Source organism: Larsenimonas salina, assembly GCF_023736155.1.
Lineage (GTDB): Bacteria > Pseudomonadota > Gammaproteobacteria > Pseudomonadales > Halomonadaceae > Larsenimonas > Larsenimonas salina.
On record NZ_JAMLJJ010000005.1, the window covers coordinates 95,817 to 118,279 of the forward strand.

The 22,463-nt window shown below is 61.0% G+C and carries 22 protein-coding genes; 17 read left to right on the plus strand and 5 right to left on the minus strand.

All coding sequences use genetic code 11. The features are described 5' to 3' along the window. Nucleotides 1–34 precede the first annotated feature (34 nt). The 7 genes from NAT23_RS10935 to NAT23_RS10965 all read left to right on the plus strand — a co-directional run bounded on the left by NAT23_RS10935 (nt 35) and on the right by NAT23_RS10965 (nt 6,822). On the plus strand, nt 35–1,096 hold the full coding sequence (locus NAT23_RS10935; protein ID WP_251928248.1) for a lactonase family protein: 1,062 nt from the start codon (nt 35–37) through the stop codon (nt 1,094–1,096). 120 nt (nt 1,097–1,216) lie between these two features. After that, nucleotides 1,217–2,191, plus strand: coding sequence for a Bug family tripartite tricarboxylate transporter substrate binding protein (locus NAT23_RS10940; RefSeq protein WP_251928249.1), 975 nt, complete (start codon nt 1,217–1,219; stop codon nt 2,189–2,191). Nucleotides 2,192–2,500: 309 nt separating this feature from the next. Further along, the gene (locus NAT23_RS10945) at nt 2,501–3,487 is read left to right on the plus strand and encodes a Bug family tripartite tricarboxylate transporter substrate binding protein (RefSeq protein ID WP_251928250.1); all 987 of its coding nucleotides are present in this window, start codon (nt 2,501–2,503) and stop codon (nt 3,485–3,487) included. Beyond that, the gene (locus NAT23_RS10950) at nt 3,484–3,930 is read left to right on the plus strand and encodes a tripartite tricarboxylate transporter TctB family protein (RefSeq protein WP_251928251.1); all 447 of its coding nucleotides are present in this window, start codon (nt 3,484–3,486) and stop codon (nt 3,928–3,930) included. The genes NAT23_RS10945 and NAT23_RS10950 overlap by 4 nt, the downstream gene beginning before the upstream one ends. Continuing rightward, complete coding sequence (locus NAT23_RS10955) at nt 3,930–5,450, plus strand: tripartite tricarboxylate transporter permease (RefSeq protein ID WP_251928253.1); 1,521 nt, start codon at nt 3,930–3,932, stop codon at nt 5,448–5,450. Before NAT23_RS10950 ends, NAT23_RS10955 begins: the two co-directional genes overlap by 1 nt. Nucleotides 5,451–5,510: 60 nt before the next feature. Continuing rightward, on the plus strand, nt 5,511–6,242 hold the full coding sequence (locus NAT23_RS10960; RefSeq protein WP_251928255.1) for a transporter substrate-binding domain-containing protein: 732 nt from the start codon (nt 5,511–5,513) through the stop codon (nt 6,240–6,242). Nucleotides 6,243–6,285: 43 nt separating this feature from the next. Beyond that, complete coding sequence (locus NAT23_RS10965) at nt 6,286–6,822, plus strand: MAPEG family protein (protein ID WP_251928257.1); 537 nt, start codon at nt 6,286–6,288, stop codon at nt 6,820–6,822. Nucleotides 6,823–6,830: 8 nt separating this feature from the next. On the opposite strand, the gene NAT23_RS10970 is transcribed toward NAT23_RS10965, so the two are convergent. Then, nucleotides 6,831–7,367, minus strand: coding sequence for an HPP family protein (locus NAT23_RS10970; protein WP_251928259.1), 537 nt, complete (start codon nt 7,365–7,367; stop codon nt 6,831–6,833). Between the two features lie 114 nt (nt 7,368–7,481). After that, the gene (locus NAT23_RS10975; RefSeq protein ID WP_251928261.1) at nt 7,482–8,177 is read right to left on the minus strand and encodes a GntR family transcriptional regulator; all 696 of its coding nucleotides are present in this window, start codon (nt 8,175–8,177) and stop codon (nt 7,482–7,484) included. Between the two features lie 148 nt (nt 8,178–8,325). On the opposite strand from NAT23_RS10975, the gene NAT23_RS10980 reads away from it, so the two are divergent. Continuing rightward, on the plus strand, nt 8,326–9,384 hold the full coding sequence (locus NAT23_RS10980) for an aromatic ring-hydroxylating dioxygenase subunit alpha (protein ID WP_251928262.1): 1,059 nt from the start codon (nt 8,326–8,328) through the stop codon (nt 9,382–9,384). 61 nt (nt 9,385–9,445) lie between these two features. Then, nucleotides 9,446–10,417: a PDR/VanB family oxidoreductase gene (locus tag NAT23_RS10985; RefSeq protein ID WP_251928263.1), complete on the plus strand. Its 972-nt coding sequence runs from the start codon at nt 9,446–9,448 to the stop codon at nt 10,415–10,417. Nucleotides 10,418–10,537: 120 nt separating this feature from the next. Here the strand turns inward: NAT23_RS10985 and NAT23_RS10990 are convergent, their stop codons facing one another. Then, a complete protein-coding gene (locus NAT23_RS10990; protein ID WP_251928264.1) occupies nt 10,538–11,074 on the minus strand; it encodes a YbhB/YbcL family Raf kinase inhibitor-like protein in 537 nt (178 codons plus the stop codon). 213 nt (nt 11,075–11,287) lie between these two features. Here NAT23_RS10990 and NAT23_RS10995 point away from each other — a divergent pair, with 213 nt between their 5' ends. Continuing rightward, a complete protein-coding gene (locus NAT23_RS10995; protein WP_251928266.1) occupies nt 11,288–12,658 on the plus strand; it encodes a methyl-accepting chemotaxis protein in 1,371 nt (456 codons plus the stop codon). A 42-nt stretch (nt 12,659–12,700) separates the two neighbouring features. Here NAT23_RS10995 and NAT23_RS11000 read toward each other — a convergent pair whose 3' ends face one another. Further along, entirely contained in the window at nt 12,701–13,063 is a 363-nt protein-coding gene (locus tag NAT23_RS11000; protein ID WP_286010024.1) for a tRNA-binding protein, read from the minus strand. A gap of 375 nt (nt 13,064–13,438) precedes the next feature. Here NAT23_RS11000 and NAT23_RS11005 point away from each other — a divergent pair, with 375 nt between their 5' ends. Both NAT23_RS11005 and NAT23_RS11010 read left to right on the plus strand, forming a co-directional pair. Further along, complete coding sequence (locus NAT23_RS11005) at nt 13,439–14,443, plus strand: cation diffusion facilitator family transporter (RefSeq protein WP_251928268.1); 1,005 nt, start codon at nt 13,439–13,441, stop codon at nt 14,441–14,443. 132 nt (nt 14,444–14,575) lie between these two features. After that, complete coding sequence (locus NAT23_RS11010; RefSeq protein ID WP_251928270.1) at nt 14,576–15,940, plus strand: aryl-sulfate sulfotransferase; 1,365 nt, start codon at nt 14,576–14,578, stop codon at nt 15,938–15,940. An 11-nt stretch (nt 15,941–15,951) separates the two neighbouring features. Here the strand turns inward: NAT23_RS11010 and NAT23_RS11015 are convergent, their stop codons facing one another. Further along, the gene (locus tag NAT23_RS11015; RefSeq protein ID WP_251928271.1) at nt 15,952–16,548 is read right to left on the minus strand and encodes a cell wall hydrolase; all 597 of its coding nucleotides are present in this window, start codon (nt 16,546–16,548) and stop codon (nt 15,952–15,954) included. A gap of 123 nt (nt 16,549–16,671) precedes the next feature. On the opposite strand from NAT23_RS11015, the gene NAT23_RS11020 reads away from it, so the two are divergent. From NAT23_RS11020 to NAT23_RS11040, 5 genes are all read left to right on the plus strand, one after another. Then, nucleotides 16,672–17,343, plus strand: a complete 672-nt coding sequence (locus tag NAT23_RS11020) for a response regulator transcription factor (RefSeq protein WP_251928272.1) — start codon at nt 16,672–16,674, stop codon at nt 17,341–17,343. Continuing rightward, nucleotides 17,318–18,631: an ATP-binding protein gene (locus NAT23_RS11025; protein ID WP_251928273.1), complete on the plus strand. Its 1,314-nt coding sequence runs from the start codon at nt 17,318–17,320 to the stop codon at nt 18,629–18,631. The genes NAT23_RS11020 and NAT23_RS11025 overlap by 26 nt, the downstream gene beginning before the upstream one ends. 81 nt (nt 18,632–18,712) lie before the next feature. Beyond that, nucleotides 18,713–20,614: a copper resistance system multicopper oxidase gene (locus NAT23_RS11030; protein ID WP_251928274.1), complete on the plus strand. Its 1,902-nt coding sequence runs from the start codon at nt 18,713–18,715 to the stop codon at nt 20,612–20,614. Then, nucleotides 20,607–21,428: a copper resistance protein B gene (locus NAT23_RS11035; RefSeq protein ID WP_251928275.1), complete on the plus strand. Its 822-nt coding sequence runs from the start codon at nt 20,607–20,609 to the stop codon at nt 21,426–21,428. The genes NAT23_RS11030 and NAT23_RS11035 overlap by 8 nt, the downstream gene beginning before the upstream one ends. A gap of 102 nt (nt 21,429–21,530) precedes the next feature. After that, on the plus strand, nt 21,531–22,439 hold the full coding sequence (locus NAT23_RS11040; protein WP_251928276.1) for a DMT family transporter: 909 nt from the start codon (nt 21,531–21,533) through the stop codon (nt 22,437–22,439). The last annotated feature ends 24 nt before the right edge of the window (nt 22,440–22,463 follow it).

Genomic DNA, 22,463 nt, shown 5'->3' on the forward strand with positions numbered 1-22,463 from the left:
ATCTGACCCGAGCGTAGAGATAGAGAGAGGGATTATGCTGGCTTACATCGGATGTCGCACTACTCAGCGTCGCCAGGCGCGAGGCAAGGGAATCGAGGTGTATCGGGTTGAGCAGGAGGGGAGAGTATGGACCCACGTTCAGCGCGTTGATGGATTGACCAATCCGTCGTATTTGATTCTGAATCGGGCGGGGAATCGGTTGTACTGCATTCATGGTGATCGCAGCGACATCAGCGCCTTTTCGGTACACCCGGTCAGCGGTGAGCTGACGCTGTTGAATCAGGCCAGCACGGGCGGGGCCAATCCGGTGCATCTGGCACTGGATCCCGAAGAGCGTTTCATCGTGGTCTCGAACCATATTTCAAGCTCGGTCGCGGTTATCGCGCTTGAAAGCGACGGCCGCCTGAAAGGCGTCGTCGATCTGGTCGAGTTAAGCGGCACAGTCGGGCCGCATCGGGTAGAACAGCCGTTTCCCAAGCCTCATGCCAACCCCTTTACGCCGGATGGGCGCCACGTCATCGTGCCGGACAAGGGCCTGGACTGCCTGTTCGTGTATCCGTTCGACGCACGGCGCGGGTGGCTTGATGCCGAACATGCTCTCAAGGTCAGCTCACGTGAAGGTGCTGGCCCTCGCCACATCGATTTTCATCCTGATCTGCCTCGGGCCTACGTGATCAACGAGCTGGATTCGACACTTGCGACGTATGCCCTTGATATCGCCTCCGGAGGGCTTGAGCCTCTTCAGATCCTGCCAAGCACTGCAGCAACGTTTACCGGTAACAACCGAGCTGCCGGCGTGGTGGTGGCCCCGTCCGGGCAGTACGTGCTGGCCTCGAACCGCGGAGAAGACAGCCTTGCGCTGTATCGCGTGGATCCTTCCAGCGGCGAGCTTGCGTATCGGCGAACCGTACCATCGGGAGGGCGCACGCCGCGCTTCGTGGGGTTCGATCCGTGCTTCGGTCTCTTGCACGTCGCGAACGAAGATAGTGATGAACTCATAAGCTTTGATGTGGCCGGCCTTGCCGATCAGTGCATCGATCCCGTGCATCGGCTGGCAACACCCAGCCCAGTTTGTCTGGCGTTTCGGGACGACTGACATCGAAACGCCTGCAATAGCCCCTCGGCGTCAGGCCGTGCATTCACAGGATTCGAATGCTGCCACATGTTGTCGAGTCGGTTTGAATCGTCTGGTTAGATAACAATGAGGAGAAGCACCATGCCAGCAAAACACTGGATCTCAGCGGTCTGTCTCGCTGCATTCGTATCCCCGCTATGCGTTGCGGCCGAGCAACCGGAAAATCGTCTGGAATGCCTGGCCCCGGCGGATCCGGGGGGTGGTTGGGATTTCACCTGCCGTCAGTTCGCGGCCAGCCTTCGCAGTCTCGGAATCACCGATAAGTCGATGCAGACCATCAACATGGCCGGCGCAGCCGGTGGCGTTGCCTACGCCCATGTGGTCAGCAAGCGCAATGGCAACGATGGCACCATCGTTGCGGCGTCGTCATCGAACGCGATACGCCTGGCGCAGAATCAATATCCCGGCATGACCTCGGACGACGTGACCTGGCTGGGTGCGCTTGGTGCGGACTACGCCGTATTGGCTGTGCGTCAGGATTCGAAGTTACACACGCTACAGGACATGTTTGACGCGCTGTCGAAGAACATCAAATCGGTCAAGTTCTCCGGCGGCAGCGGTGTGTTGGGTCTGGATCAGGTAAACCTGCTTCGGGTGCTGTCGAAAGGCGGCATCGACTCGGTACGCAACGTCACCTATCTGGACTTCAATAATGGCGCCAACGCGATCACTCAGGTGCTGGGTGGCCATCTCGACGTCGTTAGCGGCGATATTTCGGAAGTCTCGAGCTTCATAGAAAGTGGTGACTTGAGGGTGCTGGCTGTGCTGTCGGACAAGCGGTTGCCGCCGCCGCTCGATAACCTGCCAACTGCAAGGGAGCAGGGTGTCGATGTCGTCGCGCCGAACTGGCGCGGGTTTTATGCTCCGGCCGGCATCAGCGCGTCTGACAAGAAATTTTGGACTGATGCTATCGACACGGTTTATCAAAGCGATCACTGGAAGGAAATCATGCGGCGTAACGGGTTGGTGCCGTTCCACATGACCGGTGATGAGTTTGAAAACTTCGTCAAGGATCAGATCGCGTCGCTGAATGAGACGATGCAGATGATCAAATGACCGTTCTGCTTTGAATGAAGGCCCGGAAGGGCCTTTTTTCATGCCTGAAGGTTGGGCCGGGCGCGTGGCTACATCGTCGCTGGTGCTAGACATAGGTCTATGCCGCTGATGATGTTTTTCATGAATAACCCTTTTATATCAGTTGGTTATTATGATTGTCTGGCATGATAACGCCCTGTTTCCCAAACGAGAATTCTCAAGCCCAAGTGCCAGGCATAGGCTGGCGTCATGCGTGGTGAGTGACGCCATGCTTGTGGGGAGCGGCGAGCTAGTGGCTTCCCGAACGCTTTGCCAGGGTGAGGATGACTCATGAAAAAAACGATAACCGCCGCCGTTTTGGCCTCCACCTTTTTTGCAGTGTCGATGCCCGCCATGGCGTTCGAGCCCTCTGCAAAAACCGAATGTATTGCCCCCTCGGATCCGGGCGGTGGCTGGGACTTTACCTGCCGTACCGCAGGCCGAGTGATGTCTGAATTGGGGCTGGTGCCAGGTAACGTTCAGACCATCAACATGCCCGGCGCCGGCGGTGGGGTTGCCTTTGCGCACGTGGTCAGTAAGCGTTCCGGCGACGATAACCTGTTGATCGCCGCCTCCACGGCGGTCCCTACCCGTCTGGCCCAGAACCAGTTTCCGGGCATGAATAAGGACATGGTGACGTGGATTGCCACCGTGGGCTCTGATTACGGCGTGATCGCGGTGCCGAAGGATTCGCCCTATCAAGATTTGAACGACCTGATGAGTGCAATCAAACACGATCCGAAATCGGTCAAGTTCGCGGGCGCCAGTGCCTCTGGTGGCTGGGACCACTTGAAAGTGCTGATCGCTGCCAAGGCGGCTGGCATCAAGACGCTGCGCCAAATCCCCTATTTGTCCTACAACAACGGCGGCAGTGCCCTGACGCAGGTTGTGGGTGGTCATGTCAGCGCCTTTACCGGTGACGTTTCCGAAGCGCGCGGTTTCTGGGAGTCCGGCGATATCCGAATTCTGGCCGTGCTCTCACCGGAGCGGCTGCCGGGCGAATTTTCGGACATCCCTACTGCGCGTGAGCAAGGCATTGATGCCATTGGCCCTAACTGGCGCGGGTTCTATATGCCGGCTGACATCGACGACGAGGCCCGTGACTATTGGATCAATGCGGTCAATACCCTCTATGAAAGCGATGAGTGGAAAAAGGTCATGAAAGCCAATGGCCTGATGCCGTTTCACCACAGCGGTGCGGACTTCGACGCCTTCATGGCGCAGCAGGTCAAGGACATTCATGAGCTTTCGGTCGAACTTGGACTTCTACACCAATGAGTAAACTCAATGATCGGGTCTTCGGCTTGCTCATGCTGGTGCTGGCCGTGGCCTACTACTATGGCGCTACCCAGTTTCCAGCCCCCTTTGGGGGAATGGAGGCTGTTGGCCCGGACACGTTTCCCAAACTGCTGGCCGTCATTCTCGGCATCTGCAGCCTCTACATGATGGTGAAGCCTGACCCGGACAATGCCTGGCCGGAAGGCAAGACCTTCCTCGAGCTGGGCATCGCCGTGGCAACACTTGTGGTGTACGCCTTTCTAATGGAGCCGCTGGGCTTCATCCTTTCGACGACTCTGGCTGTCGGCACGCTCTGCTGGCGAATGGGGGCCCGGCCGTCCAGGGCGTATCTGACCGGGTTGATCAGCGGTGCGGTGGTCTTCGTACTGTTTACCTATGGACTTGAGCTGCCATTGCCGGCCGGCCTGCTGGAGATGAACTGATGGAAACGCTGCATTATCTATCGATCGGCTTCGGCGTTGCCCTGCAGCCGGAAAACCTGCTGTTTGCCTTGATGGGGTGTTTCATCGGCACGCTGATCGGCGCGTTGCCCGGGCTAGGGCCAGCCAATGGTGTGGCCATTCTGATCCCGTTGGCATTCACGCTGGGACTCAAGCCGGAAACGGCCCTGATCATGCTGACGGCGGTTTACGCTGGTGCGATGTATGGTGGCCGAATTTCTTCGATCCTTCTTAATATCCCAGGCGATGAGCCGGCGATGATGACCTGTCTGGATGGTTACCCCATGGCGCGTCAGGGCAAGGCCGCTGAGGCGCTGGCCATTTCCGCCATTGCATCCTGCATGGGCAGTCTGATCGCGACGATCGGGCTTATCCTGCTTGCGCCAATTTTGGCACGGTTTGCGTTGACCTTTGGCCCGGCCGAATACTTTGCCCTGTTCGTGCTGGCGTTTGCCACACTTGGCGGTATTACTGGCAAGAATCCAATGAAAACGCTGATGGCTGCAGCACTTGGTCTGATCATTGCCACCATGGGGATTGATCTGTCGACCGGCACCCAGCGCTATACTTTCGGAATTCTTGAGTTGTATGAGGGGGTCGACTTCATCATCGCCATTGTCGGGCTCTTCGCCGTGTCAGAGCTGTTGTTCTTTATCGAAGACAAGGCCGGGATTGGCCGGGCAATGATCAAGGTCAATCCACTCAAGCTGAACTGGCGCGAGATCCGCTCGATTCTTCCTACTACCGTTCGTGGCGGCGTACTGGGGTTTATCGCCGGCGTGTTGCCGGGGGCTGGGGCATCGCTTGGCAGCTTCATTTCCTACACCCTTGAGAAAAAGATCCTCGGTAAGAAAGGTAATTTTGGCGAAGGGGATCCGCGGGGGGTTGCTGCGCCGGAAGCCGGAAACAATGGGGCGTCCAGTGGCGCACTGGTTCCGATGTTGACGCTCGGAGTTCCTGGCAGTGGCACGACGGCTGTGCTTCTGGCGATGCTGGTGTCGCTTAACATCACCCCTGGACCGATGATGTTCACCCAGCACGCTGATCTGGTGTGGGGTGTTATCGCGGCTCTGCTGGTCGGCAACATCATGCTATTACTGCTGAACATTCCGATGGTCGGCGTATTTGTGAAGATCCTGTCGGTGCCTCCGATGTTCCTTTTACCGATCGTGACCATGGTGGCTTTTGTCGGAATCTACTCGATCAGCCATTCGGTGTTCGATCTGTCTTTCATGATCGGCTTTGGCGTTGCCGGCTATGTTCTGCGCAAGCTGGAGGTGCCGCTGGTGCCAGTCATTCTTGGGCTGCTGTTAGGGCCTGAAATGGAGAAGAATCTGCGCCATTCGATGCAAATTTCCGATGGCGACTGGTCGATTCTTTGGAGCAGTAACTTGTCGATCGGCCTGTGGCTGATCGCCATTATCGGGCTGCTGCTGCCGGTGGTGGTTGGGCCGATTTTGCGTCGTCGGATGCAGGCGGCCCAATCCAGGACCGATGGGTAGAGGGTTGGACTGGGCATCCGTTCTGGCTGCACGGGTGCCGCTACTTTCGAGGGCGATGTAATGGATGATCGTTTATCTCATGTGCGGGCCGAACTGGCACCGACGGGTCGGTTGTGTGTTGCCATTAATTACGGCAATCCGGTACTTGCCCAGCGTGATAAAGACGGCGCGCCTGCGGGCGTTTCCGCAGCGCTTGCGCGTGCTCTGGCAGCGGAACTTGGCGTAAGCGTTGAGTTCGCCACGTTCGATGCGGCCGGTGATGTCTTTGCGGCGATCGATGAGGACCGGTGGCGTGTGGCCTTTTTGGCTCGTGACCCCGTGAGGGCGGAGAAGCTTTACTTTACCGAGCCTTACGTCAGTATCGAGGGGACGTATTTGGTTCCAGACGCCGCGCCCGACCAGACGGTCGAAGATTTGGATCGAGACGGTGCCTGCATCTCGGTCGGTAAGGGCGCAGCCTATGATCTTTTTTTGACTCGAACTCTGACAAGGGCCTCATTACGACGGGCGCCGACGTCGGCTGATGCAGTGAACGTCTTTGTCGAGCAGCAACTGAGCGCTGCCGCTGGCGTGCGTCAGCCGCTGGAGGCGTATGCGGCTGAGCATTCAGGGTATCGCGTATTGCCTGGGCGGTTTACGGCCATCGAACAGTGCATCGCTGTTGCTGGTGTCGCCGCTTCGGGGCCTGTGACGTCCTATGTCGATGCGTTCATGGCTCGAATGAAACAGAGCGATATAGTTAAGTGTGCGCTCAAAAAAAGCGGGCACCCAGAAAATCTTGCAACCCCCTAGGTCTTAGGCTCCTGTCGGCGTCAAATATTGGAGAGTGAGGGTAATGGCGCTTGATCGAACGCAACGCCGTGTCTTGCGCGGTATGGCGCTTGGCATGATGAGTGCCGTAATGATTGTCCTGCTTGGCAGGTGGCTCGACCCGTTTTCGCTTGAGGCGCGGGCGACGCTTGCGGATCGAGTGCAGCTCGCCGCTGCCGCGATGAGCGTACCCGCGCTGTGCGTGATGGTCACTGTCGGACGACTGGCGGCGCATCGGTTTATTACGCCTGAAGACATCGACGGAGGCGGGCTTGCGGCGGGGTCGGGGACAGCAAAGCTATTGCAGGCCTTGATTCAGAACACGCTCGAACAGGCGGTGCTGGCGATTGTTGCCTACGGGCTGTGGGCGGCCTTCATGCCGCCTCGTTGGCTATCGGTCGTGCCGCTGGCGGCGGGCCTTTTTTTGGTCGGACGCGTTCTTTTCTGTGCAGGCTATCGCCGGGGCGCCCCGGCCAGGGCGCTTGGCTTTACGCTCTGTTTTTACCCATCGTCACTGATGCTTGTGGGGGCGAGCGTTAAGGGGCTTGCGACGCTGTTCTGACTCAGTCCCTAAAGCCAGTGCACCGGGTAGCGGCGATGGCGGGCGAGGTTATTGACCACGATCGCGATCAAGAGCATCAACAAACAGCCCGTACCGACCGGAAAAAACGCATACCCCCAGCCGAGCTGGTGCAGTTCATCCGAGCCGATCACGGCGATCAGTGCCGTGGCACCGCCGGGCGGATGCAGCGAGTGGGTCAGCTGCATGATCAGAATTGCGGTCGAGACCGCAACCGCCGCAGCGATCCAGTTATCACCAATAAACTGCCAGGCGATAACGCCACAGAGCGCCGATAATACGTTGCCGAGTAGAACGTTGCGGGGCTGGGCGAGGGGGCTTTCAGGCGCGGCGTAGAGCAGCACTGAGGTTGCGCCGAACGAGCCGACCATCAAAAGGGCGTGGGCCTCGATCGACTGCGCGCTGATCCAGCCCACGCCTGCGATGCCTAAAAAGGCGCCGACCCAGGACCAGAGGGCATCACTGATGCTCGGGGGTGGGCGATTCGCCGGCTCGCCTTTCATTTTGCCGATGTACTGCTTGACCATGATCTGAGACCCTGCACCAAAAAGAGGCATATCCTGCCAAAAGCCGCTAGGCGACTGAAATAAGCAATGCCTATGGGTGTCTCTAATCACAAGGGCTTTGAAGCCGGATCGGTGTCACTCGGGGGGCTCTGACTTTGGATCCAATTCCAGTAGTTCGTCGTAGCGGATACCGATGTAGGCATGTTCGCGCATCAGAAGCTCAACCCGGGCGCCCTCGCCGTGGGCAAGCGCCTGCACGATGCTCTGGTGCTGCACCTGGGCGACGCAGAGCTTGCGGTACTCCCGGCCAAGGCGCTCGGTGTCGATGATGAGTGAATCGGCGGAGGCGAACGGCAGGTGGTCGTTTCGCTGAATGGCGTCCTGAATGACCTGGCTGCCGGTCGCGCCGAGAATGGTTGTGTGAAACCGGGAGTTGAGTGCGCTCCAACGGGTGACGTCCTCGGCGGTCAGATGGCCCTTGGCGAGCACGGCGTGCCCCTCGTCGAGGCAGGCGTTCAGACGCTCGAGGGTTGCCGTCGAGAGCCCCTGTTCCGCCAGACGACGCGCGGCCAGGCCTTCGAGCACGCCCCGCACCTCGAGGGCACACAGCACATCGGCGTCGGTGAAGGCGCGTACCCGAAAGCCCCGCTTGCCAGCCCGTTCCAGCAATCCTTCCTGTTCCAGCGTTCGAAATGCCAGCCGCACCGGGGTACGCGAGACGCCGAGGTCGTTGGCGACCTGAAGCTCGGCAAGGCGCTCACCGGCGGGATACACCCCCTCGCTGATCGATTTTCTGAGGCGTGCTACCACGCTCATCGTGCCTGAACTCACTGTTTTTTCCTTTGTGCATGCAAGGTTAGCGGGTTTTGCCAAAATTGGATCCAACTAAAGCATATCTTGTCCAATAATGGCATTGGTGCCTTTATTATGGGATCCATAACAAGAAAAAACCCCTGACCCGTGAAATGAGGAGTACATCATGTTTCCAAAGAATACGTGGTATGTCGCCTGCACACCCGATGAAATGGATGGCAAGCCGCTGGGCCGCACGGTCTGCAACGAAAAGATCGTGTTCTTTCGCGCCGAGGAAGGCAAGGTCGCGGCCGTTGAGGATTTTTGCCCTCACCGAGGAGCGCCGCTGTCGCTTGGGTTTGTGCGCGATGGCCAGCTGGTGTGTGGGTATCACGGCCTAGAAATGAGCTGCTCCGGCAAGTGCTCGAGCATGCCGGGGCAGCGCGTGCGCGGCTTCCCGAGCATTCGCGCCTACCCGGTGGAAGAGCGCCACGGCTTTATCTGGGTCTGGACCGGTGACGCCGAGCAGGCCGACCCTGCGCTTATTCCCGAGCTTCACTGGGCCAACGACCCGGCCTGGGCCTATGGCGGCGGCCTGTATCACGTCGGCTGCGATTACCGGCTGATGGTCGATAACCTGATGGATCTGACCCACGAAACCTACGTGCACGCCTCGAGCATCGGCCAGCCCGAAATCGAGGAGTCTGCCCCTGAGACCAAGGTCGAGGGCGATGAGGTCATCACCAGCCGGTACATGGAAAACATCTCGGCGCCGCCGTTCTGGCAGGCCGCGCTCAGGGGCAACAACCTCTCGGACGACCAGCCGGTGGACCGCTGGCAGGTCTGTCGCTTCACACCGCCCAGCCACGTGTTGATCGATGTGGGCGTGGCGCTTGCCGGCAAGGGCGGCATCGACGCGCCGGCCGAATTCAAGGCTTCGAGCACGGTGGTCGATTTCATCACCCCCGAGACCGATACCTCGATCTGGTATTTCTGGGGAATGGCACGCAACTTCAATCCCGAGGATCAGGAACTGACCGACCGCATCCGCGAAGGGCAGGGCACGATTTTCGCCGAAGACCTCGAGATCCTCGAAGCCCAGCAACAAAACCTTCTCAAATACCCTGACCGCAAGCTTTTGATGCTCAATATCGATGGCGGCGGCGTGCAGGCGCGCCGCGTGATTGACCGCGTCCTCAAGGAGGAGCAGTCGGCGTCCCCATCCACCTCGGCCAAGGCCGGGTGAGTTCATGCAGGCGGGGCGGGCGCGGCGACATGCGCGCGTCCGCCCGCAGGAGGGAAGCATCATGAGTACCAATGACACGCTGTCGCTGTTCGTGAGGGTAGTATCCCGGCGCGAGGAAGCCGAGGGCATCGCAAGCTTCGAGCTGGCCGACCCCCATGAGCGTGCGCTGCCGGCCTTCAGCGCCGGTGCCCACATCGATGTGCGCATCAATGACGAGATCATTCGTCAGTATTCACTGTGCGGCCACTCTGAAAAAAACGACCGCTACCGCATCGCCGTGCTGCGTGAGGTCGAGTCCCGCGGTGGGTCGGCGGGCATGCACGACAGTATCCACGAAGGCGATCTTCTACAGATCAGTGCGCCGAAAAATCATTTCCCGCTCGAACCCGCCCGCCGGGTGGTGCTGTTTGCCGGCGGCATCGGCATCACGCCGCTTTTGTGCATGGCCGAGCACTTGGCCAACACCGACACCGAGTTCGAACTGCACTACTGCGCCCGTTCGCGCGCGCGCATGGCGTTTCTCGATGACATCGCCGCCTCGCCCTTCGCCGATCGGCTAAGCACTTACTGCGATGACAACCCGGAGGCTGGCACGCTGGACGTGGCGGCCTCGGTGGGGGCGCCTGAGCCGGACACACATGTGTATGTCTGCGGCCCGGCCGGCTTTATCGATCACGTGCTCACGACCTGCAAGGACGCCGGCTGGCCCACGGAGCAGCTTCACACCGAGTATTTTTCAGGCGTACAGGTCGACAGCGCCGATAACGACAGCTTCGAGGTCAAGCTCGCAAGCAGTGGCGCCACCTTTACGATTCCTGCCGACAAGACCGTGCATCAGGTGCTTGCGGAAAACGGCATCGAGATCATGGTGTCCTGCGAGGAAGGGGTATGTGGCACCTGCCTGACCCGGGTGCTGGAAGGCGAGCCTGATCATCGTGATCTGTATCTGGAAGAGCACGAGCGCGCTGCCAACGATCAGTTCACGCCGTGTTGCTCTCGGGCCAAGAGCAAGTGTTTGGTGCTCGACCTTTAGCCGGAGGCTTGGTCCTGTACTGCGAAGGGCATGAGCGCGGTAGACATGAGCGCAGTGCGCATGAGTGCAGAAGAAGGTATGAACACGCCGACCCGAGCGGTATCGGGTCGGCGTCAGATCTCAATCCTTGGATATGCCGAAGTAGCCGGTAAGCGTTGCCCGGGCGATCACATTGGCGCCGAGCGCGAAGGTGGCCAGCGCAGGCGTTGCGTCGTTTGGAATGTCGAGTGCCTTGACGTCGAGGGCGTGCACCACAAATACGTAGCGATGCGGGTCGTCACCCGGGGGCGGCGCTGCACCGCCGAAACCGCGGTAGCTGTAGTCGTTATTGAGCGTGAACCCGGATGAGAGTGCGCCCTCGGCGCCGGCATTGGCTTCAAGCGAGGTCACGCTTGGCGGCAGGTTGATGACGGTCCAGTGCCAGAAGCCGCTCATGTTCGGTGCGTCCGGGTCGAAACAGCTCAGCACGAAGCTTTTGGTGTCCTCCGGAAACCCGGACCAGCTCAGCGCCGGGGAAATGTTTTCACCGCCAAGTCCAAAGCCTGAAAACTTGTGGCGGTCGGTCAATTGACCGCCCTCGTCAAACTCCGGGCTTGTCAGGGTAAACGCGGGAACCTCGGGCAGTGACGCCAGCGGGTCAACGTCATAGTTGGCCATCGTCTCTCCTTGTAATCAGTCATGCCATCAAAACACGTCTCTCTAAACGTAGCGCCTTACGGTGTCTCGATGCCAGCCGAGCAGCCATATCGCCAATACCATAAGGCAACCTGAAATTAATAAAAAATAATAAATGAATCCCTCCGCAGGCCGTTGAACACCAATGGGCGCGCCCGTTCGAACGTTTGATGGTGATCCAGAAGGAGGCCTTCCGTGATTCAGCTGAAATACCCGCAACATCTAAAACGCCTGGTCGAGGCGATTCGTCGGTCGATGGCGGTAATCGAGTTCGATGAACAGGGCACGATCCTCAGGGCCAACGACATGTTTCTCTCGACCATGGGGTTTACCCGGGAGGCGCTGGTTGGCAAGCATCACAGCATGCTGTGCCCGCGTGCCTTCGCTGAGAGCGAGGAGTATCACACGCTTTGGACCAGGCTCAGGGCGGGCGAGTTCGTCAATGGTCGCTGCAAGCGGGTGACCTATTCAGGCGACCCGATCTGGCTGGAGGCATCCTACAACCCGATTCGTGACCGGCACGGCCGGGTCACTCGCGTCGTCAAGTTCGCCACCGACATCAGCGCGCAGGTGAAAAAGGATGAGGAGATCGGCCACCTGATGACGGCGATCAACCGGTCGATGGCCGTGATCGAGTTCACGCCGGAAGGCCGGATTCTTCACGCCAACCAGAATTTTCTCGAAACCGTCGGCTATCGGCTCGAGGACATCGAGGGTCAGCATCATCGGATATTCTGCGAACCCCGCTACGCCGCGTCGAGCGAGTACAAGCGGTTCTGGGCCCGCCTTAATGCCGGTGAGTTCATGTCGGACCAGTTTCGACGCATCGACAGCCGCGGTAACGAACTGTGGCTCGAGGCCACGTACAATCCTGTATTCGACGATGATGGGAACCTTTACAAGGTCATCAAGTTCGCCACCGACATTACCTCTCGCGTGCTCAGGGAAACCCAGGGCATCCAGATGGCCTTTGAAGTCTCGGAAAATACCAATACCAACGCCGACCGGGGCAGCAGCATCATCGAAAATGCCATCAATGAGATTCAGCAGATTTCCGTTCAGATCGATCAGACTTCCAGCGTGCTCGATACGCTTAACCAGCGGGTGATGGAGGTGAGTGGGATCATCGATACGATTCATTCGATCGCCGAGCAGACCACCCTGCTTTCACTGAACGCCGCGATCGAGGCGGCGCGGGCGGGCGAGCATGGCCGGGGGTTCTCGGTGGTTGCCCATGAAGTGCGGCAACTCGCTCAGCGAAGCTCGGAGGCCACCGAAAGCATCACCGCCACGGTAAGCAATCTGCAGGCGCTGACCCAGAGCGCGAACACCAGCATGGCGTCTTGCCTCGGGCGGGTCGAGACCGGCGTGCGGCTGGCCGGCGAGGCGGGTGAGGCCATCATGGAGATCAGTAACGGCACCCACGAAGTCGTCTCGGCCATTCGTCACATGGCCTCGACTGATGCGGAGGAGCTGATCGACGAGCCTGCGCCGTCATCTGCATCGACCGCCGAGGCGCCCAGGCGCGATGAGGCATCTGCTCGGGCCGTGTTCGTGGCGCACTAACCGGCCGTACCTGTCGGCAATGGACACCCTGGCAATCGAGCGTCAGAGCAAACGAGTGCCGTTGGGCACAGGGCTGTCCGGTACGGCCAGGGCGACGTGGCCGTCTTCGTTGTGAAAGCCTGTCACCAGACACTGGGACTTGATGGGGCCGATCTGCTTGTCCGGGAAGTTCAGTACCGCCATCACCTGCCGGCCGATCAGAGTATCCGGGGTATACAGGTCGGTAATCTGGGCGCTCGATTTCTTGATGCCGATGTCGTCCCCAAAATCGACATGCAGGATATAGGCGGGTTTTCGAGCCGCCTCGAACACCTCAGCATGAACGATGGTGCCCGCGCGCAGGTCGATCTGCATGAAGTCGTCGATACCAATCTCTGACACGTCATCGCTCCTGGTTGAATCCATGAATAGTCATTATGAGAGTATCCTGATGCAGTGGCGCTGTGAACGGTGCGGCTGCGTTAGAGTGGCGGGTTTATCGATATCGATGACCGGCCTGACGACCTTTCATGAGCGGCAGTCATGCCGCTTGGCGCCAGCGTACGGCTGGCGCTTGGCGTGTCGTGTCGATAGCCAGTCTCGGCGCTTTTTTTATGCGCGGTGCTGGTCGTTTGGGTCCATCGCAGCGAGGGTGATGCGTAGGCGTGAGAGCTAGGTGTGAGAGCTAGGTGTGAGAGCTAGGTGTGGCGGTCCGAAATCGCCCCAGTGAGTGATACAGGCTCGCTGACCGGCGCAGATGCGTTACGCTTTGGGTTCACCCGAGACACAATGAGAGACAGCATGTCGGATTACCATCACGACGGACACGGACACGGACACGGACACGGACACGGACACGGACACGATCACGGGCATGACCACGGCCATCACGCACATGGGCTGGGTGGCCACCACCATCATGGCAGCGGCAAGGTTCTTGTCATTTCGCTGGTCTTCACGCTTGCCTTCGCGGTAGTCGAGGCCATCGGCGGGGTACTTGCCAATTCGCTGGCGCTTTTGTCCGATGCAGGCCACATGGTCACGGATTCGCTGTCGCTCGGCGTGGGCGCCATTGCGTCCTGGATCGCGCAGCGCCCGGCTTCGCGCAAGCACTCCTACGGATTGCAGCGTGCCGAGATCATCGGGGCCCTGTTCAATGTCGTGTTCATGTATGTCGTGGTGCTGGCGATCGTGATCAGCGCCATCGAGCGCCTTTTCTCCCCCCGGGATGTCGGTGGGCTGACCGTGATGGGCATCGCGTTCATCGGTCTTTTAATCAACCTAGCGGTCGGGGCGATCCTGCTGCGCGGTGAGCAGAACATGAACGTGCGTGGGGCGCTGCTGCACGTACTGGGGGATTTGCTTGGCTCGGTCGCGGCTATCGCGGCAGGGGTGGTGATCTGGCTGACGGGCTGGATGCCGATCGACCCGATTCTTTCACTTCTGGTCAGCGGTCTGATTGCGGTCTCGGCCACACGTCTGTTTCGTGATGTGCTTCGAGTTCTTATGGAAGGCGTGCCGCGCGGGATGGACACCCAGGACGTGCACACGGCGCTGATCGAGGTCGAGGGCGTGCATGGCGTTCACGACCTTCACATCTGGTCGATCTCCTCAAGCGATATCGCGCTGTCGGCCCATCTGGCGGTGGAGCGGCTGGAGCAATGGCCCACGGTGCTGCCCGCGGTGCGGCAGGTGCTGTCGACCCGGTTTGGCATTGACCACATCACGCTTCAGCCCGAAATCGCAGCGGACAATGACGGCTGTGGTCAAACCGACCACTGCGGCGTACCGACCCCGAGCGGCTGAGGTCCGTGCGTGATGCCCTGTGCTTTTTTGTATGTTTTTTGTGCAATGGTTCAACGTTTCGCGGCGTTTCCGGTCTATTTTCAACGGTGCGCGGGGAGGGCTTCGCGCTCAGGAACAAAAGGAGTGGAGTGCATGGTACAGGGATACGTTCGTAACGCCTGGCTTGGCCTTGGCGGCGTTACCGCGCTGATTGTTGGCGGAGCTCAGGCGTTTGCCATGCCCTCGGTATTTCCGACCGGGGTTACCCTGCATGACCCCGAGGCCGCCTACCAGGGCTATGTGCTGTTTCCGGGGAGCGACCAGAACACGCATCTGATCGACATGGACGGCAACGAGGTGCATCGCTGGGCGTATCGCTCTTTTCCGCCGGTGCCGTTGACGCCTGAACAGGCCGACGGCGAGCGCGGCCGACTTCTGGTTCAGTCCGGACGGGTCGACACGCCCAAGGGGCCTTCCGGGCCTGGCAACGGGTTGACCAACGCCTCGATCGCGGAGGTGGACTGGTCTGGCGCCAAGCACTGGACATGGGGCACCCAGGACGCTCCGGCCGCGCAGCATCACGACATGAGCCGGCTGCCCAACGGCAATACGCTGCTTCTGAGCGCGAAAGCGCGCCACCTGCCGGGCTTTGCTGTCCCTGAGGTGGTCGATAATGACATCGTCGAGGTGCGCCCCGATGGCTCGGTCGCCTGGCGCTGGAAAGCGTCCGAGCATCTTGAACAGATGGGCTTTTCCAGGGAGGCGCTGTCGCGGCTCAAGGCCTCAGACGACCCGGACTTTCTGCACCTCAATACCGTGACCCCGCTCGGGCCGAATCAGTGGTTCGACGACGGCGACGCTCGGTTTGCACCGGATAATCTGATGGTCAACGCCCGTAACGCCAATGTGGCCTTCATCGTCGATCGGAAAACGGGCGACATCGTTTGGCGGCTCGGGCCGGACTTCGAGCAAACGCGCGCAAGCACCAGCCGCACGCTGCCAAGGCCGGTCGATCAATTGATCGGCGCCCACGACGTGCATCTGATTCCAAAAGGCCTGCCCGGCGCGGGAAATCTGTTGATCTTTGATAATCAGGGAAATGCCGGCTTTCCACCGGCCGATCAGAGCATTTTCTCGTTTTCTCGCGTGCTCGAGGTCAATCCGCGCACGAAGGAGATCGTCTGGCTCTACACGGCCGATCAATCCGGGCGCGAGGCCTGGAGCTTCTACAGTGCATTCATCAGCAGTGCCCAGCGCCTGCCTAACGGCAATACGCTGATCGATGAAGGTCAGGACGGGCGGCTCTTTCAGGTCACGCCGAAGGGACGGATCGTCTGGGAGTACGTCAGCCCCTTCTTTGGCAAGAGCGAGCCGGACAATACCTACGTCACGAACGGTGTCTATCGAGCAGAGCTTCTCGACTACGATTGGGCGCCAAAGGGAACGCCGCATGCCTCGCACGCGGTCACTCCCCAGTGCACGCCCACACGTCAGGTACTGGATTGCACCCGGCCTTGAGCCAGGGTGGTTCACTTCTCGGGTCGATAGAACTCGAACGAGCCGGTTTCGGCGGTCTTAGTGAAGAGGTCTGCCCAATAGGGCGATACGCGCTTGTCGTGGAAATAGAGCGCCCCCCGGGTCGGGTCGCCCAGATCGCCGTTGAGCGCTTGGCGCGCGATCTCACGGGCCTCGATGTATTCTCCGAGTTCACGGGCCTGATCCGGTCTGCCATCGCACCACCAGGAAAACTGGCAGCGGCCGGTCTCCGAGCCTTGTGTGACCACGCCGCAGATGGTGTCCGGGAAAGCCTGATCGCTCAGCCGGTTCATCACCACGCTTGCAACGCCTGCCATGTTCCGGCGGTCGGTGCCCTTGGCTTCCCAGTAGACCGAGCGGGCGAGGCAGCTGACGGGGTCTTCGAGCGGGGCATCGCCCTTGGGATCGATGGCGGCGGCGCCGGCCTTGGTCAGCGTGACCGGAGCGGGTTTGGAATGTGCGGCGCGCTGCTCGAGGACCTTGGCCTTGTCGAGGGCCTTTTCGGCCAGAGCGGATTGGGCGACGGCCCAGGCGGGCACGGTTTGAATCAACATCACAAGCGCCATCAGAGCGCTGGCAGCCTTGATCATCAATGACGTCCTTGAAAAGCGATGCCGCTATAGTACGGGCAATCGGGGTGACTGAAAACGTCGGTCAGCTGTTCTTCAGTCTGAGCGGTCACACTGTCAGCCATCAATGCGGGCGGAAGAACCATGAAGATATTGCTGGTGGAAGACGATGAGCTCCTGGCCGAAAGCCTGGCCGAACGGCTGGGTGAGGAAGGCTACAGCGTCGATCTGGCCGGTGACTGTCAAAGCGCCGACGCGCTGGCAGACACCGAGCAGTACGCTGCCGTGCTGCTCGATCTGGGGCTGCCGGATGGCTCGGGGCTTTCAATGCTCAAACGCTGGCGAGCGGCCGATGGGCGGGTGCCGGTGCTGGCGCTCACCGCCCGCGACAGTTGGGAAGACAAGGTTGAGGGGCTTCAGGGCGGCGCCGACGATTACGTGACAAAGCCCTTTCACGAGCCGGAACTTCTGGCACGCCTTCAGGCGCTAATTCGGCGCGCCAGCGGCCAGGCAAGCGCCAGACTGGTGGTGGCCGACCTCGAGCTTGATGAGGCGCTCAAGCGGCTTCGTGTGGCAGGCGGTGACTGGCAGACATTGACCGCGACCGAGTACCGGCTGTTGCGCTTTCTGATGCATTACCCCGACCGCGTGCATTCCAAGACGCAGCTGCTCGACCAGCTCTACGCCCTGGATCAGGACGTCTCGAGCCCCAACATGATCGAGGTCTACGTCGCGCGGCTGCGAGGCCGGGTCGGGCGCGCCCGGATCGAGACGCGTCGAGGAGTCGGGTATGTCCTTCATTCGAATCTCGCGTAGCCTGCGCCTTCGCTTGATGCTCAGTCTGTCGCTGGTGGCGGTAGTCATCATGGGGCTGACCTGGGTACTCCATGGCATGTTGTTGCAGAGTACGGCCCGTGAGTTTCTGGCCGGGCGCCTCGCTCAGGAAGCCCAGCACCTCCTGGCCGAGGCGGAACGCGGCGCTCGCCCTGGCGACCGTTCTGGCGGCTCGGCCGGGCCGGGGCTTGATGCCTTTCACCATGTCTATCTGGTGCGCCGCGGTGAGCAGGTGGTCGCCTCGACGCCCTCCGCGCGTATACCGCTTGCGCCTTACCTGGACGGACCCGCGCGCCAGACTATCGATCTGACGTGGCAGGGGCGCCATCTGCTGGCCTGGCGCGAGCGCGGCGAGGTTGACGGTCAACCGGTCACGGTATTGGTGGGGGAGGACTTCGCGCAGGTCGAGCACGGCCTTGCCCGGCTTCACCGCTGGGTTGGCGCGATCGCCGTGCTGGTGTCGGTGGTGCTTCTGGGGTTGAGCCTTCTGGCCGTGCAGCGCTCGCTGCGCCCGTTGGATGCGCTCGCCCGTCAGCTGGCGGCGCTGCGACGCGGAGAGCGGGAGGCGCTGTCGCTCAAGACCGTCTCCGAGCTTGACGGGGTCGTCGGCCAGCTCAACGAGTTCGTCGAGGAGCAGCGCTATCGTCAGGCGCGTTCCAGAGAGCTTCTGGCCAATCTGTCTCATGGTCTCAAGACGCCGCTGGCGGCCATCATCCAGGCGCTTCAGGGCAGCAAACCGCTGAGCGACACGCGCCGCAGCCAGATTCTTCACCGCCTGCACGCCATCGATGAGCAGCTCACCAATGAGCTCAAGCGCTCGCGAATCGCGGGTCAGGCCACCGGTCAGCGGCGCCTTTGCACGGAGGACCTCGAGGCCATGCAGGCGCTGCTTGCAACGCTTTACCCCGCCATTGAGCTTCGCTTCGAGCCGAGGATGAGTGCGCTGACCCACCTGCCGCTGGAGCGGCAGGACGCCATGGAGCTTCTGGGTATCGTACTCGACAACGCCGCAAAGTGGGCGCGAGCGCGGGTCGTTGTCTCAAGTGACCGCCCCGAGTGCGTGATCATCGACGATGACGGCCCGGGCGTGCCCGCGCATCAACGAGCGCTTCTCGGCACACGCGGCACACGCCTTGATGAGCAGCGCCCGGGCCACGGCCTCGGGCTTTCGATCCTGCGTCAGATGGTCGAGCGCTATCGCGGCGAGGTGCGCTTTGAAGCCTCACCGCTTGGGGGGCTTCGCGTTACGCTGCACCTGCTTTCAAAGTGAGTCACTCAGGGTGCTGTCAGCTTGACCGGGTAACATCGTGCCTTATCAGCCAGAATCATCACGACGGTGAGGGTCATCACGATGGATAAAGCCTTTCAACAGCGCCGGGCACTGCTCAAGGCACTCGCTGCCCTGGGGGCGTTTGGCGCCGTGAGCGCCATGATGCCGGCCGCCGCGCGAGGTGCGACCGCCTCTGTCGCGCCGGGCCACCTCGGGCGTGTTCAGGGTGGGCGACCACGCGATGTGGTCTTTGATGCCCATATCCGAAAGGATACCTTCCAGCTCGGTGACCGCAGCGGCAGCGCCTACAGCGTCAATCACGTCATCCCCTCACCACTGATCGAGCTGTGGGAAGGGCATACAGCGCGGCTTCGGGTTCATAACCACCTTGACCAGCCCACCTCGCTTCACTGGCACGGCCTGTTGCTGCCGTTTCAGATGGATGGCGTACCGGGTGTGGCGTTCGAGGGCGTTGCGCCGAACACGACGTTCGAGGCGCATTTTCCGGTACGACAGACCGGCACCTACTGGTACCACAGCCACTCCGGCATGCAGGAACAGAAAGGGTTGATCGGGCCCTTGGTGGTGCATCCGGCGGGGCCGGACCCCTACTCCGCCGACCGGGATTTCGTCATCGTCCTGAACGACTGGACCTTCGAAGACCCGCACCGAATCATGGCCAAGCTCAAGGCGCAAAGCGATTACTACAACCTCGACGAGCGCACGGTCGGTGATTTCTTCGACGACGTGGCGACCAAGGGGTGGTCGACCACGCTCGAGGAGCGGCGAATGTGGGGCGAAATGCGCATGACCCCGCGTGATATCGCCGATGTCACCGCCATGACCTACGACTACCTGCTCAATGGCCACGCGTCGGCCTCCCCGTGGGAAGGGCTGTTCGCCCCGGGCGAGACCGTGCGACTTCGATTCATCAACGCCTCCGCCATGACCTATTTCAATATCCGTATTCCGGGGCTTGCGATGACGGTGATCGAGGCTGACGGCCAGCCGGTGTCGCCGGTCGAGACCGACGAGTTCCAGATCGCGGTAGCGGAAACGTTCGATGTTCTCATCACGCCCGACGCCCGGCCCTACACGTTGATGTGCGAAAGCATGGACCGCACCGGTTTCGCGGCCGGCACCCTGACCCCGCGCCTTGGCGCGCGAGCCCCCGTACCGGCGCTTCGTCCACCGCCCCGGCGCACGATGGCCGATATGAACATGGCTGGCATGGACATGGGCGATATGGACATGGACGGCGCGGCTATGTCCGGGCATGACATGGCCGGAAAGAGCCTGTCTGAGAAGAGCATGTCCGGAAAAAACGCGCCTTCTGAATCGCATGCGTCGAGCGGCCACGCCATGGCCGGCCACGGCTCAATGGCGCATGGCGCCCATGACGGTCGTGACAAACATAGCGGAGAAAGCGGTCATGACGGACACGCGATGGCGGCCGGGCACGGCAGTGAGTCTCCGGGCGACATTCGGGTGCCGGCCACGATGGACAATCGGCTCGATGAGCCGGGCACCGGACTCGAGGGGCTCGATCACCGCGTGCTGCGCTACAGCGAACTGCGTCGCCCGGTGCCGATCGAGGACCAGCGCGCACCGAGCCGCACCATCGAGCTGCACCTGACCGGCAACATGACGCGCTACATGTGGTCATTCGATGGCGTGGCCTACAGCGACTCGACCCCGATCGATCTGGTCTATGGCGAGCGGGTGCGGCTGGTGCTGGTCAATAACACCATGATGGAGCACCCCATTCATCTGCACGGCATGTTCATGGCGCTCGAGAACGATCAGGGCGCACACCTGCCGCTCAAGCACACCATCAGCGTACGGCCGGCGGCTCGAGTGTCGCTGTTGATCACTGCCGATGAACCGGGCCGCTGGGCCTTTCACTGTCATCTGCTCTACCACATGGACATGGGCATGTTCCGGGTGGTGCGTGTCCTTGATAAGGAGAGCGCTCATGCGTGAGTCGATCGGTCGTTGGACGTGTCTCGTTGTGTCGCTTGCCATGGCGCTCGGGATGGGTACGCAGGCCCAGTCAGCGCCTCGCACCCAGCCGCTGCCCGGCAAGGCCTCGCTCGATGAGGTGGTGCCAGCCCACGCCGACCCACGAAGCGGCTCGCCCGCTCATTGGGCGCCGCCGGTCGATGACAAGGCGGCCTATCACACCGTGCGGCTGGACCGGCTCGAGCATCAGGGTACAGGCGACCGCGAGGCCTACGTGTGGGACGCCGAGGCCTGGTGGGGCAACGACCGCCATAGGCTCTGGCTCAAGACCGAAGGCGAGGGCGATTGGCGCACAGGCGAGCGTGATCACGCCGAAGTGCAGGCGCTTTACAACCGGATGTGGGACGACTTCTGGGACGTGCAGGTCGGTCTGCGTCACGACATCGACCCCCATCCGAGCCGAAGCTACGGCGTATTCGGGCTGCAGGGGCTGGCGCCGTACGGCATCGATACCGAAGCGTCGCTGTTTGTGAGCGAGCGCGGGGACACCAGTGCGCGGCTCGAACTCGAGTATGAGTGGCTGATTACCCAGCGCTGGGTGCTGTCGCCGCGCCTTGAAGTCAACGCCTCTGCCCAGCGCCTGGATGAGCTCGACATCGGTCAGGGCATCACCACCAGTGAGACCGGCCTCAGACTCGGCTACGACGTTACCCGGCAGGTGTCGCCCTACGTGGGCATCAGCTGGCAGAACACCTACGGTGAAACCCGGCGCATGCGTGATCGGGACGAGGCTGACCGGTTCGCGGTCGTGGCCGGCATCAGCGCCTGGTACTGACGCAAGTGCCTGCGTGTACGACCGAGTGCGGAACGTTTTCGTAATCTCTGCGTAGCTCGATTAGACTGAGCGGCTTGATTTCAAGGTCGACAACAATGGGGTATGCGCGTTATGCGAGAGCGTCAACAGCTGGCGAGCGTCGCGGTGGTAGTGATCGGCGCCTTCTGGGGGCTTTACTGGTGGCCAGTGCGCGCACTCGAGGGCACGGTGCTCGAAGGTGCCTGTGGCACGCTCCTGATCGTTTTGATCTCGGCGCTGGTGCTTTCGCCGGTGGCGCTCATGCGCTGGCGCGAGCTCAAGGACAGCCAGCTTTCGACCCTGTTGGTCATTGCGCTCGGGGGCGCGGGATTCGCGCTGTATTCCATCGGGTTGAGCTATGGACGCGTGGCGATTGTCATCTTGATGTTCTATCTGACCCCAGTGTGGAGCACGCTGATCGGCCGATTGCTGGGTTGGCCGACCCCTTGGCTTCGTTACGCGGTTATCGCGCTTGGGCTTATCGGACTGTTACTGGTGTTAAGCGGGGGCGAGTCGCTGCCGATGCCGAGCACACTAGGAGACTGGCTTGGTCTCACCTCAGGCTTTCTGTGGGCGGTGTGCTCGATCGGCATGCAGCTTCGTAGCGTCCCGAGCGCCATGACCTCGACTTTCGTGTTCTCGCTCGGGGCGGTCGTGATGTCGCTGGTGCTTGCGTTGACGATGGGCGAGCCGGTGTCTGCGTTGGGGGCGTTCGACTGGGGCGGGAGCTGGTACTGGATCGCACTGCTTGGCGTTGTGTGGTGGGCGGTGATGCTGTCGGTTCTGCTCTGGGCCAACACGCATCTTGAGCCTGCGCGACTGGCGATCCTTTTGATGAGCGAGGTCATCATCGGCGTATTTTCTGCCGCGATCTGGGCCGGAGAGCCACTCGGCGTGGTGGAAATGATCGGCGGCGTACTGGTCGTTGGCGCCGCGCTTTTGGAGGTGATGCCGGTGCGTCGAGGCACGGCCCGCCCCCGGACGCGTCATTGAGTCAAAGGCAGGCCGCGCGAGCGT

Bases quoted from the DNA above. Each gene is read 5' to 3' on its own strand.
- NAT23_RS10935 (WP_251928248.1), top strand. From the start codon at position 35: ATGCTGGCTTACATCGGATGTCGCACTACTCAGCGTCGCCAGGCGCGA.
- NAT23_RS10940 (WP_251928249.1), top strand. From the start codon at position 1,217: ATGCCAGCAAAACACTGGATCTCAGCGGTCTGTCTCGCTGCATTCGTA.
- NAT23_RS10945 (WP_251928250.1), top strand. From the start codon at position 2,501: ATGAAAAAAACGATAACCGCCGCCGTTTTGGCCTCCACCTTTTTTGCA.
- NAT23_RS10950 (WP_251928251.1), top strand. From the start codon at position 3,484: ATGAGTAAACTCAATGATCGGGTCTTCGGCTTGCTCATGCTGGTGCTG.
- NAT23_RS10955 (WP_251928253.1), top strand. From the start codon at position 3,930: ATGGAAACGCTGCATTATCTATCGATCGGCTTCGGCGTTGCCCTGCAG.
- NAT23_RS10960 (WP_251928255.1), top strand. From the start codon at position 5,511: ATGGATGATCGTTTATCTCATGTGCGGGCCGAACTGGCACCGACGGGT.
- NAT23_RS10965 (WP_251928257.1), top strand. From the start codon at position 6,286: ATGGCGCTTGATCGAACGCAACGCCGTGTCTTGCGCGGTATGGCGCTT.
- NAT23_RS10970 (WP_251928259.1), bottom strand. From the start codon at position 7,367: ATGGTCAAGCAGTACATCGGCAAAATGAAAGGCGAGCCGGCGAATCGC.
- NAT23_RS10980 (WP_251928262.1), top strand. From the start codon at position 8,326: ATGTTTCCAAAGAATACGTGGTATGTCGCCTGCACACCCGATGAAATG.
- NAT23_RS10985 (WP_251928263.1), top strand. From the start codon at position 9,446: ATGAGTACCAATGACACGCTGTCGCTGTTCGTGAGGGTAGTATCCCGG.
- NAT23_RS10990 (WP_251928264.1), bottom strand. From the start codon at position 11,074: ATGGCCAACTATGACGTTGACCCGCTGGCGTCACTGCCCGAGGTTCCC.
- NAT23_RS11000 (WP_286010024.1), bottom strand. From the start codon at position 13,063: ATGGATTCAACCAGGAGCGATGACGTGTCAGAGATTGGTATCGACGAC.
- NAT23_RS11005 (WP_251928268.1), top strand. From the start codon at position 13,439: ATGTCGGATTACCATCACGACGGACACGGACACGGACACGGACACGGA.
- NAT23_RS11010 (WP_251928270.1), top strand. From the start codon at position 14,576: ATGGTACAGGGATACGTTCGTAACGCCTGGCTTGGCCTTGGCGGCGTT.
- NAT23_RS11015 (WP_251928271.1), bottom strand. From the start codon at position 16,548: ATGATCAAGGCTGCCAGCGCTCTGATGGCGCTTGTGATGTTGATTCAA.
- NAT23_RS11020 (WP_251928272.1), top strand. From the start codon at position 16,672: ATGAAGATATTGCTGGTGGAAGACGATGAGCTCCTGGCCGAAAGCCTG.
- NAT23_RS11025 (WP_251928273.1), top strand. From the start codon at position 17,318: ATGTCCTTCATTCGAATCTCGCGTAGCCTGCGCCTTCGCTTGATGCTC.
- NAT23_RS11030 (WP_251928274.1), top strand. From the start codon at position 18,713: ATGGATAAAGCCTTTCAACAGCGCCGGGCACTGCTCAAGGCACTCGCT.
- NAT23_RS11035 (WP_251928275.1), top strand. From the start codon at position 20,607: ATGCGTGAGTCGATCGGTCGTTGGACGTGTCTCGTTGTGTCGCTTGCC.
- NAT23_RS11040 (WP_251928276.1), top strand. From the start codon at position 21,531: ATGCGCGTTATGCGAGAGCGTCAACAGCTGGCGAGCGTCGCGGTGGTA.